Origin of the sequence: Micromonospora sp. KC723, assembly GCF_004348595.1 — a bacterium.
Taxonomy (GTDB): Bacteria; Actinomycetota; Actinomycetes; order Mycobacteriales; family Micromonosporaceae; genus Micromonospora.
Map to the genome: position 1 here is coordinate 13,398 of NZ_SMKD01000005.1, position 10,833 is coordinate 24,230.

Consider the following 10,833-nt stretch of genomic DNA (forward strand, 5'->3'; position numbering starts at 1 on the left):
ACGGGACAAACGGACATGATCCGGGCGTCAGCGCCGGATACCTGCCCAGTCGTGGTGCCGACGCACCGTGGAGAGAATGAAGTCGATGACGCGTCGCGAGGTGTCCGGCACCTGGTAGTCGACCGGGCACGGGACGCCGTCGGCACCCACCTGCGCCACGGTCACGTCGATCGCCTCCACGACGCCCGCCGGCTCCAGGCCGGTCATCATGATTCCGCCGGCGTCGAGCGCCTCGGGTCGCTCGATCGACTCGCGCAGTGTCACCGCCGGGAATCCGAGGATGGCCGCTTCCTCGCTGATCGTGCCGCTGTCGGAGAGGGTGCAGTACGCCCGCGTCTGAAGGTGGACGTAGTCGAAGAAACCGAAGGGCTCGTGAAAGGCGATGCCGTCGAGCGCACCCGCGTCCGGCACGGTTGCCTCCAGGCGCTTGCGGGTCCGTGGGTGCGTGGACACCAGCACCGGGAACCCCCACCGGTCACGTACCGCCACGAGACAGTCCAGCAGGCGGCGAAGCCGGTCGGGGTCGTCGACGTTCTCCTCGCGGTGCGCGCTGACCACGAAGTACCGGCCGGCGACGAGGTCGAGTTGCCGAAGGACCGGCGAACTGTCGATGTCGGACCGGTAGTGGGTGAGCACCTCGCGCATCGGTGAGCCGGTGAGCAGGATCCGGCGCGGATGCAGCCCCTCGGAGAGCAGGTTCCGCCGGGCGTGCTCGGTGTAGACCAGGTTGAAATCGGCGACGTGGTCGACCAGACGGCGGTTGGTCTCCTCCGGCACGTTCAGGTCGAAACACCGGTTGCCCGCCTCCATGTGGTACACCGGGATCCGCATCCGCCGAGCCATCAGGGCCGCGATGCAGCTGTTCGTGTCGCCCAGGACCAGCAGCGCGTCGGGCCGCAGCTCGACGAGAGCGGACTCGACCCCGACCAGCACACCGCCCAACACCCGGCCCAGCGACGACGTGTCGACCCGCAGGAAACGGTCCGGATCCCGTAGCCGCAGTTCCTTGAAGAAGACGTCGGAGAGGCTGCTGTCCCAGTTCTGGCCGGTGTGCACCAACACGTGGTCAACGGTGTCCTCGAGCCGGGCGATCACCCGGGACAGCCGGATGATCTCGGGCCGGGTACCGACCACCGTCATGATCCGCGTCATGCCCGTCCTCTCTCTGGACGCCTCCCGAGGCGACGTCGTCCCGCGGGGTGCGGCACCCGGGACAACGAAACGCCGGGGGCCGAGATACGCTTTCCGCTACAAACGCATAAAAGGTACGAATTATGAGAGGCGCGGGGCGGATCGCCTCGGCGACCGGGCTGACGCCCCGGTCGGCGGCCCGCTCAGCCGGGCAACGGCGCGAGGCGCACCACGTCCAGGATGCTCTCCCGGGCGACCGTCGCCCGCCACCGGCGGTAGGCGTCGGCGGCGGCCAGCCGGGCCGCGTGCCGCTGCCCGGGCGTCCGGGCGGCCCACCGGTCGATCTCCGCGGCCCAGGCCGCGGCGGTCAGCTCCGGCACCACCGCCCCGCCCCCGGCGGTCAGCACCGGGGTCCACGGTGTCCGGTCCGAGCAGAGCACCGGGCAGGATGCCGACAGGCTCTCGGCCACCACGTGGCCGAAGTTCTCCCCCAGGGTCGGCAGCACCAGCGCGTCGTGCTCGGCGAGCACCGCCGGCACCTGCGACGGGGTCAGGACACCCCGGTAACGGACCCGCTGCCCCGGCGGCAGCGCGGCGATCAACGCCTCGCAGCGCCGCCAGTAGGCCGGGTCCTCGATCGGGCCGTACACGTCCAGCGTCACGGGACGACGCACCGCGGCCAACGCCGCCAACGCCAGCGCCAGGTTCTTCATCTCGGCGACCCGCCCGACGAAGACCAGCCGCAGCGGCCCGGGCACGGGTGGCGCGGGCGGGGCGGGCTCCGGCGGCAGCGGGCTCTGGTTGGCGTTCACCCGGACCGTCGCCCACGGAAACAACCGGCGGATGTCGGCGGCCTCCCGCTCCGTGGACGCGTGGAACGACGCGTCCAACCGGCGCAGCACCCGCCGCCAGCCGACGACGAAGACGCGCTTGCGCACCGAACGCAGCGCCAGTGCCCCTGGTGAACACTCGCCCCGAGGCGCCACCATCACCCGGTCGGCGCGCAGCAGGCCGCAGCCGACGGCCAGGACCGGGACCAGCGACATCGTCGCCCACAGGCTGTTGACGTAGAGCAGGTCGAAGCGGGTTCGCCGGAGCTTTCGCCAGAGCGCGAACCACTGCCGGGGGCTGCGCAGCGACAGGTAGAACACCGGGGTGCGGCCGCGGGCCTGCCAGCGGCCGGAGAGTCCCGGATAGGGGGCCGGATCGCCGAGGTCGCGGTCACGGGTCACCAGCGTCGCCGCCACCTCGGGCGAGGCCGCGTCCAGGATGTGCGCGACCGACCTGCCGGGTCCGCCGCCGCGGAACCCCGGCTCGAAGTAGGTACAGGTGACCAGCACGCGGAACGCCGCCGCGTCCCGGCCGGCACCCGGCGCGCCGCCGGCCGGTGGGGCCGCCAGCTGGTTCTGCTGCACAGGACCTCCCGGACCAGAAGATGCAGGTGGGACGAAACGGCCAACGAGCGGGAGGCTTCCCGGTTACCCCGCCGGCGGGGCCGGCCGGCACCGCGCCGACAGTCACCACCGGATTCGTGAAAGTGGCGTGGACGCCCGGCCGGGCCGGATATAACCGGTCCCATGTCGAGCCCCCGCACCGTCCCCCCGCCCGCCCGGCAGCCATCCGTCCACGACGCGTACCCACTGGTCGTCCTCGGCACCTCCGGGCACGCCCGGGAGATCGCCTGGATCGCCGAGCAGGCCGGCCGGCGGGTGCTGGGGTGCGTCGGCCCGCACCGGCCGGCGGAGACCACCCGGCTGCCGGTGCCCTGGCTGGGCGAGGACGACCGGATCGCCACCGACGACCCGGCCGTGCGGTACGTCGTCGGGATCGGCGACGGCGCGGTCCGGGCCCGGATCGACCGGGCCGCCGGGCGCAACGGGCGTCCCGCCGAATCGTTGGTCTCGTCGGCGGCGGTGGTCGGCGCCCGGTGCTCACTGGGCGACGGCAGTGTGCTGTGGCCCGGCGCGGTGCTCACCACCGACGTGCGGCTCGGCCGGCACGTGCACGTGGGCACCCGGGCCACGGTGAGCCACGACACCGAGATCGGCGACTACGCGACGCTGCTGCCGGGCTGCACCGTGGCGGGCGGCAGCCGGATCGGCAGCGGCGCCACCGTGTGCGCCGGGGCCACCGTGGTCGACAACATCCGCATCGGACGCAACGCGGTGGTGGGCGCCGGCGCGGTGGTCGTCCGGGACGTCCCGGACGACGTCGTCGTGGTCGGCGTACCCGCCCGCGTACTGCGCGCCACCCGGCCGCCCGAGCACTGAACGCAGCTCCACCCACTTCTTCTGGAAAGGCGCGGCATGAGTCGAGTCGCACTCATCACCGGCATCACCGGGCAGGACGGCAGCTATCTGTCGGAACTCCTCCTCGACAAGGGCTACACCGTGCACGGCCTCAAGCGCCGGTCGTCGAGCTTCAACACCGAGCGGATCGACCGGATCGACGTCCACCCGCGACACCCGGACGCGCGCCTGTTCCTGCACTACAGCGACCTGTCGGACGCGGGTTCGCTGGTGGGGCTGCTGCGCGACATCCAGCCACACGAGATCTACAACCTGGGGGCGCAGAGCCACGTGCGGGTCTCGTTCGACGTGCCGGGCTACACGGCCGACGTCACCGGGATGGGTGCGCTGCGGCTGCTGGAGGCGGCCCGCCTGGCCGGAGTGGACAGCCGGTTCTACCAGGCCTCGTCGTCGGAGATGTACGGGTCGACCCCGCCACCGCAGCGCGAGGAGACCCCGTTCCATCCGCGCAGCCCGTACGCCTGCGCCAAGGTGTTCGCCTACTGGGCGGCGGTGAACTACCGCGAGTCCTACGGCATGTACTGCGCCAACGGGATCCTGTTCAACCACGAGAGCCCCCGCCGGGGCGAGAACTTCGTGACCCGGAAGATCAGCCGCGCGGTGGCTCGGATCGAGGCCGGCATCCAGGACAAGCTCTACCTCGGCAACCTCGACGCGGTCCGGGACTGGGGATACGCCCCCGAGTACATGGAGGCGGTCTGGCTGACCCTGCAACAGGACCAGCCGGACGACTTCGTGGTCGCCACCGGCGAGGGCCACACCGTGCGGGAGTTCGTCGAGGCCGCCTTCGCCCACGTGGGGCTGGACTGGGAGCGGTACGTGGTGACCGATCCCGCGTACTTCCGCCCCGCCGAGGTGGACGCCCTCATCGGCGACTACGGCAAGGCCCGCCGGCAGCTCGGCTGGGCGCCGAAGACCCTCTTCGGCGACCTGGTTCGGGTGATGGTCGACGCCGACCGGCAGCTGCTCGACGACGAGCGGATGGGCCGACTGGTGCGGGTGGACCGGTGAGGATCGGCTTCGACGCCACCACGGTACGCCCCGCGCACTCCGCCGGGATCGAGGCCTTCTGCTACGGCCTGCTCGGCGGCCTGGCCGCCGGCCCGCACGACCTCACCGTCCAGGTGATCGCCGGCACCGGCGACGAGTGGCGTCGGCGGGTCACCGCGGACGGCATCGCCTGGTCCGAGGTGCACACGCCGCTGCGTACCGACACCCGGGTCGGCCGCCTGCTGCGCCGGCACACCCCCGGCGCGGTGGCGTCGTCGGTGGCGCTGCGCCGCGGCGTCAACCTGGTACGCCAGTGGGGTCGCCCCCAGTCCTGCGGCGCGGACGTGACGCTGTACCCGTTCGCCGCGGCGCCGACCCACGCCGACCCGGCCGTCATCGTGCTGCACGACCTGCGTCACCTGCACCCCGAGTTCGGCTCGCCGGGCTTCGCGGAGGTGATCCGCCGCAACGTGGCCCGGGCCGCCGCCGTGGTGGTGTCCTGGCCCCACCCGTACGCCGAGGCGGTGCGGGCGTTCCCGGAGGCGCGGGACCGCATGACGCTGATCCCGCTGCCCGCCTTCCACGCCGCGGCCACGACGAGCACCGCCGCGCCGGAGCCGGGACTGCTGCTGTACCCGTCGTCGACCGCCCGGCTGAAGAACCACGCCACCCTCCTGGAGGCCCTGGCGCTGCTGCCCGAGTGCCGCCTCGTCTGCCCCGGGCCGCTGGTGGAACCCGAGGCGAGCCGGCTGCTCGCCCGCGCCGACCAGCCCGACCTGCGGGGCCGGGTGTCGTTCCCCGGCTTCGTGAGCACCACCGAGCTGGCGTCGCTGTACGCCCGCGCCAGCGCGGTGGTGGTGCCCTCGCGGTGGGAGGCGGCCAGCGGGGCGATGCTGGAGGCGTTCAGCTGGGGTCTCCCCGTCGCCTGCGCCGACTCCGAACCGCTGCTCGCCCAACTCGACTTCACCGGGGCCGACGCCGCGGTCTTCCCGGCCGGCGACCCCGCCGCCCTGGCCACCGCGGTACGCCAGGTCCTGGCCGACCGGGACCGCTACGCGTCCTCCTCCCGGGCCGCCGGAGTGCTCCTGGCCGGACGGACCTGGGCCGACACCGCCGCCGACTACGCGGCCGTACTGGCGTGGGTGGTGGCCGGCCGGCCCGGCCCGGTGCCCCGGTCCGCGTTCGCCAGCACCCTGACCTCGCGAGGAGCGCGATGAGCACACCGCAGCGCTACCCGGTCGCCCGACCGTCGCTGTCCGACCTGGAGGAGCGGTACCTGCTCGATGCCTACCGCAGCGGCTGGATCTCCTCCCAGGGCCCGTACCTGCGCCGGTTCGAGGAGCTGTTCGCCGCCCGCTGCGGGGCCGCCACGGCCGTCGCCACCGGCAACGGCACGGTGGCGCTGCACCTGGTCCTGGCGGCGGCGGGCATCGGCGCCGGCGACGAGGTGATCGTCCCCGCGCTGACCTACGTGGCCACCGCCAACGCCGTGACGTACTGCGGGGCCCGGCCGGTCTTCGTCGACGTGTCCCCACGGAACTGGTGCGTCGACCCGGCGCGGGTCGCCGCGGCGATCGGGCCCCGGACCAGGGCGGTGGTGGCGGTGGACCTGTACGGGCATCCGGCCGACTACGACGCGCTGCGCCAGCTCTGCCGCCGGCACGGGTTGCTTCTCGTCGCCGACGCCGCGGAGTCCTTCGGCGCCCTGCTGCACGGGCGCCCCACCGGCGGCCTGGCCGACGCCACCACCTTCTCGTTCTTCGGCAACAAGGTCATCACCTCCGGCGAGGGCGGGTGCGTCACCACCTCCGACGCGGCGCTGGCCGAACGGATGCGGCTGCTGCGCAACCAGGGCATGGACCCGGACCGCCGCTACTACTTCCCGGTCGTCGGCTACAACTACCGGCTGACCAACCCGGCCGCAGCCCTGCTCTGCGCACAGCTCGAACGCGCCGACGAGATCATCGCCCGGCGCGACGCAGTCATCGCCGGCTACGAACGGGAACTGGCCGACCACCCGCTGGTCACCACGCAGCCGGTGCTGCCGGGCGTACGCCGGGCGCCCTGGATGGCCGCCCTCCTGGTCGGACCGCCCGGCGACGGGAGCACGCGGGACGAGCTGGCCCGGACGCTGGACCGGCACGGTGTGGAGACCCGGCCGTTCTTCGTGCCCCTGCCGCACCTGCCTCCCTACGCGGCGTCGGATGGCGAGCACCCCGTCACGCTGGACCTGGCCCGACGCGGAATCAACCTGCCGACCTACGCCGACCTGACCGACGTGGACGTCAAGACCATCGTGGAGCGGGTCCGCGAGGCGCTGTCGCGGCTCACCGGCCGGTGAGCCGCGACCCGGACAGCGCGGGCTGCCCGCCGTCGGCACGGGCCGGGACCGGCGCCTGGACCGTGCCGGCGCGGCCGAGCAGGTGCAGGTAGCTGCCCCACCAGGCCAGCACGCTCAGCAGCGCCATCACGGCCAGGGCGACGGCCGCCCCGGTCGCGCCCCGCCACACGGCTCCGGTCGTCACGAGCGGGATCCGCAGCACGCCGAGGCTCGACCCGATCAGCAGCGTCCGGCGGGCCGCGCCCTGCACCCGGTGGCCGGCGAAGGCCACCATGGCCGCGCCGGCGGCTACCGTCTCCAGCGCCAGCAGCGCCAGCAGCGGCCGCGCGTGGCGCCAGTTGTCGCCGAGCACGGCCAGGCCGACGGCGTCGGGCAGCAGCAGGACGGCGAGGCTGGCCGGCGCGGTCACGGCCAGCAGGACGACGGCGACCCGCACCGCGCCCCGTCGTCGGACCGGCGCGCCGGCCTCGCGGAGGCCAGCCAGCCGGGGGATCACCAGTGTCGTGGCGCTGCCCACCAGGAGGGCGGCCGGCCCGAGCAGGGTCCGCCCGGCGCCGAGCGCACCGACCACCGCCATGCCGACGACCACCGCCACCGCCGTCAGCGCCAGCTGCGCTGACCCGGCGGTCACCAGGAACTGGGCCCCGTAGCCCAGCGACGCTCGGGTGTCGGCGCGATCCAGCCGCCAGCGGGGACGAGCGGCATGGCCGGACAGCAGCACCGTGACGTGACCGAGCAGCGCGCCCGTCCCCGCCCACAACGCGAACACGGTGGTGGGGCCCAGCACACCGGCCAGCCCCAGGCCCGCCGCCAGAGCGCTGGCCCCGGTCCAGAGGGCCTCGCGCCAGCAGGACGCGCCCGGGCGACCCCGCCCGACCCCGACGATCCGGGCGTGGTCGTGCAGCAGCAGGCCCGGCAGCGCCAGGCCGGTGAGGACCAGGTAACCGGACCCGCCGACAATCCCTGCGACAAGCACCGGAACGGCACCACCGAGACCCACCACGAGCACCCGTGCCGGGGCCGCGGACGCGTCCGCCGCCCCGGCCAGCACCCCGTCGGTCACCACGGCCCGGCACAGGCCGGTGGCCAGCACGTACAGCGAGAAGGCCAGCGCGAACCGACCAAGGTCGTCGATCGGCGCCAGCCGTGCGACGGTCAGGGACAGCAGCAGGTTTCCGGCGCTGGACAGCGCGGTGGCCAGCACCGCCCAACAGGCCCGGCCGGTGAACGGCGCGCGGACGGCCATCCGTACGCGCCGCGTCAGCCGGCGTTCCCGCGACGCCGTCGAGGCAGAGGGGACGGTCATCCGCCGGTGAGGCACAGCGGCGCGGGCGTGCCGGGCTGCTGGCGGGGGCGGGGCTCGGCGGCGTGCCGGCCCCGGACGCGGGTGCGCCGCAACAACAGCAGGACCGGCAGCGCGGCCACGGTGTGCTGGAGGAAACCGATCATCGAGTCGGGATGGCTGCTCGACCAGAGCAGCGGACCCGCCAGGACGAAGCAGAACAGGGTCAGCCGGAACGGACCGGGCGCACCCCGGGCGCGCAGCAGCAGGACCGCCACCGCCGCCCAGCCGGCGTAGTAGAGCGGCACACCCCACCAGCCCTCGAGGAAGTAGAGGTTACCCAGGGCCAGGAAGCTGTAGGCCGAGGTGGCGGCACCCCCGAGGTACTGGTTGATCAGCGCTCCGGTCGACAGGGCCGGCCGGTCGGGGTCGAGCACCCGGGGCACCAGCCCGTACCGGGCGAACTCGGTGATGCCTGGCTGCCCCACGTCGACGGGCGCGTCGTGGCGCGCGGCCTCGGCGATCTGGAGGTCGAGTCGGAGCCGGTCGCCGGCGGTGACGTCGGCGGCGACGCTCACCCCGCCCTCCACCCTCACCTCGTTGCGAAGCGTGAACAGAGTGGGCCAGGCGACGAGCAGCGCGACGCCGACCACGACCACCTCCCGTGCCCGGAGCAGGCCGCACACCGCCCCGGCACCGGCCAGGAACGACAGGTAGCCAAACGCGGGCGAGGTGATGCCGGTGACGGCGACCGTCACGACCTGGCCGGCGACGAGGAAACCCGCCCAGCACAGCACCCGACGCCGGGGCGCGTGACCGCCGAGGAAGCTCGCCAGCAGCAACGCGAAGGCCAGGTACGACCAGCCCGCCGCGAGCGAGGTCACCCGGGCCACCGGCGACACCGCCACGTCGGAGGTGAGCTGGGTGAAGATCGTGCCGTGACCCGCCTGGGCCCGGATGACCGAGGCCACGACGGCGACCACCGCGACGATCCGCGCGACGAGGTAGACGTGGCGGTAGGACCTGTTGACCCCGCCGGCGCCGAGGCGCCATCCGGGACGACGCAACGCCAGGGCGACCGTCTCGACGGCCACGGTGCCCAGCAGCGCGGCGCCCAGCAGGCGCATGACGAACGCGAGGTCGGGGTTGGCGTGCAGCACCGCGAGCGGAACGATGAGCAGCGCGTAGGGTGCCAGCACCACGGCAGTGACCGGGTAGTGCCGGACGATCCACAGCACCCGCCGGCCCCGGTCGTCCGGGTCCGCGCCCGCCCGGTCGACGGCACGGACGGGGGTGGTGGCGGCTGACGGCAGCATGCTCACGGGAGTCTCCTGGCCTGAGGTCACGCGACTCGCCGGTTCAGCCGACGAAGAGGGCGTGCTTGCCGGCGGTCGTCCGCGCCGGTTCGGTGATCTGGGTGAAGCTCACGGAGCTCGCGAGAAACTCCGGATGGTCGCGGCGCAACTCCCGGGTGAAGTACCGGGTGACGTCCGCCAGGTCGAGCTGGTGGTCGGCCTCCACGTGGATCCGCAGGTCGTCGGGGCGTACCTGGCGGAACTGGACGCCCACGATCCCCGGGTACGACTTGAGGATGTGCACCGGAAGGATCGCGGACAGGTCGAGCACGCCCCGGGCCGAGGCGACCCGGACCACGTCCTGCCGCCGGCCGAGCACCGCGTGGAACGCCAGCGCGTTGCCGTCGACGATGTCGCTGGGCACCACCCGGTCGCCGACGGCGTAGTGCACCAGCGGGAACAGCCGTGGACCCAGGGTGGTGACGTGCAGTTCCGCGTCGTCGTCGACCAGGGTGGTGAAGCTGTCCCAGAACACCCGGATGTCCCTGGTCCGCGCGCGGGACATGGCCAGCACCCCGGTCTCGGCGGAGCCGTACTCGATCACGGCGGGCGCCCGGAAGACCCGCTCGACGAGGGCCACGTCGGCGTCGCTCGCGGTCTCGGCACAGAGCACGACGGCTCGCAGCCGGCGCGGGGCCCCCAGGTCGAGCCGGTTGCTCTCGATGTGGCGGGCGAGCTTGAACACGGCGGAGGTGTAGCCCTCCAGAGAGACCGGGTCCTGGCGGCGCAGCACGGCGTGGTGCGCCCGCAGGGACGGCTCACTGAGGTCGTACGCGTTGAGCCGGGTGATGTTCATGACCGCGTCGGCGGCCCGCCGACGGGCCTGGGCGACCCGGCCGCGCAGCCCGCTGCCGAACAGGTGGGCGTGGCCCCAGAGCAGGAGGCTCGGGTCGGTGGGGCGGATGCCCGCCCAGTGCCGGCCGAGGTACGCGTCGACCCACCGGTCGCCCGCCTCGCCCGCGCCCCGGGGGTAGCGGGTGGGCTGACCGGTGCTGCCGCCGGTGGTGTAGGCGTCGACGATCCGCCCGTCCTGGAAGACCTCGTCCTGCCGGGCGATGAGGACCTCCTTGGTCAGCGGCGGGAACGACCACAGCGCGGACGGCCGGTCGATCCGCTCGGGCAGCCGGTGCTCCCGCCGCCAGGACCGGTAGAAGGGCACCTCGGCGAGGCAGTAGGCCCAGATCTCGTTGAACCGGCGCACCTGCCGCCGCTCGATCGACGCCCGGTCCGGGCACTCGTCGTACCGGGCGATGGCGCGGGCCAGCCGCCGGTGCCGGTTGGCCAGCAGGACCCGGCCCGGCAGCGAGCCGTCCACCGGCGTCCGGGTCACCGGCCGGCTCCCGGTCGACGCCCGGGCCACCACGGCGGACAGCGGGTCGCCAGCAACTGCTGCTCGCGGCGGACGCCGTCGCGCACCGCCGTCCC

At 73.8% G+C, this 10,833-nt stretch carries 9 protein-coding genes; 4 read left to right on the top strand and 5 right to left on the bottom strand.

The window, feature by feature from the left end:
- Positions 1–27: 27 nt before the first annotated feature.
- Together wecB and E1165_RS02550 are read right to left on the bottom strand one after the other, a co-directional pair.
- On the bottom strand, positions 28–1,152 hold the full coding sequence (gene wecB, locus E1165_RS02545) for a non-hydrolyzing UDP-N-acetylglucosamine 2-epimerase (RefSeq protein WP_132387262.1): 1,125 nt from the start codon (positions 1,150–1,152) through the stop codon (positions 28–30).
- 182 nt (positions 1,153–1,334) lie between these two features.
- On the bottom strand, positions 1,335–2,546 hold the full coding sequence (locus E1165_RS02550) for a glycosyltransferase (protein WP_132387264.1): 1,212 nt from the start codon (positions 2,544–2,546) through the stop codon (positions 1,335–1,337).
- Between the two features lie 162 nt (positions 2,547–2,708).
- Between E1165_RS02550 and E1165_RS02555 the strand changes: the two genes are divergently transcribed.
- The 4 genes from E1165_RS02555 to E1165_RS02570 are packed head-to-tail and all read left to right on the top strand — an operon-like array spanning position 2,709 to position 6,771.
- Positions 2,709–3,401, top strand: coding sequence for a NeuD/PglB/VioB family sugar acetyltransferase (locus E1165_RS02555; RefSeq protein ID WP_132387266.1), 693 nt, complete (start codon positions 2,709–2,711; stop codon positions 3,399–3,401).
- A 36-nt stretch (positions 3,402–3,437) separates the two neighbouring features.
- The gene (gene gmd / locus E1165_RS02560; protein ID WP_132387268.1) at positions 3,438–4,451 is read left to right on the top strand and encodes a GDP-mannose 4,6-dehydratase; all 1,014 of its coding nucleotides are present in this window, start codon (positions 3,438–3,440) and stop codon (positions 4,449–4,451) included.
- Entirely contained in the window at positions 4,448–5,647 is a 1,200-nt protein-coding gene (locus E1165_RS02565) for a glycosyltransferase family 4 protein (RefSeq protein ID WP_132387270.1), read from the top strand. Before gmd ends, E1165_RS02565 begins: the two co-directional genes overlap by 4 nt.
- Positions 5,644–6,771, top strand: a complete 1,128-nt coding sequence (locus E1165_RS02570; protein WP_132387272.1) for a DegT/DnrJ/EryC1/StrS aminotransferase family protein — start codon at positions 5,644–5,646, stop codon at positions 6,769–6,771. Before E1165_RS02565 ends, E1165_RS02570 begins: the two co-directional genes overlap by 4 nt.
- Here the strand turns inward: E1165_RS02570 and E1165_RS02575 are convergent.
- From E1165_RS02575 to E1165_RS02585, 3 genes are read right to left on the bottom strand one after another with little or no spacing between them, the layout of a single operon-like run.
- Positions 6,758–8,077 carry a hypothetical protein gene (locus E1165_RS02575; RefSeq protein ID WP_132387274.1) on the bottom strand — a complete coding sequence of 440 codons (1,320 nt, stop codon included), beginning with the start codon at positions 8,075–8,077 and terminating at the stop codon, positions 6,758–6,760. The genes E1165_RS02570 and E1165_RS02575 overlap by 14 nt on opposite strands.
- Positions 8,074–9,375: a hypothetical protein gene (locus E1165_RS02580; protein WP_132387276.1), complete on the bottom strand. Its 1,302-nt coding sequence runs from the start codon at positions 9,373–9,375 to the stop codon at positions 8,074–8,076. Before E1165_RS02580 ends, E1165_RS02575 begins: the two co-directional genes overlap by 4 nt.
- A gap of 37 nt (positions 9,376–9,412) precedes the next feature.
- Positions 9,413–10,738 (bottom strand): hypothetical protein, encoded by a 1,326-nt coding sequence (locus E1165_RS02585; RefSeq protein ID WP_132387278.1) that lies wholly within the window; start codon positions 10,736–10,738, stop codon positions 9,413–9,415.
- Positions 10,739–10,833 lie beyond the last annotated feature (95 nt).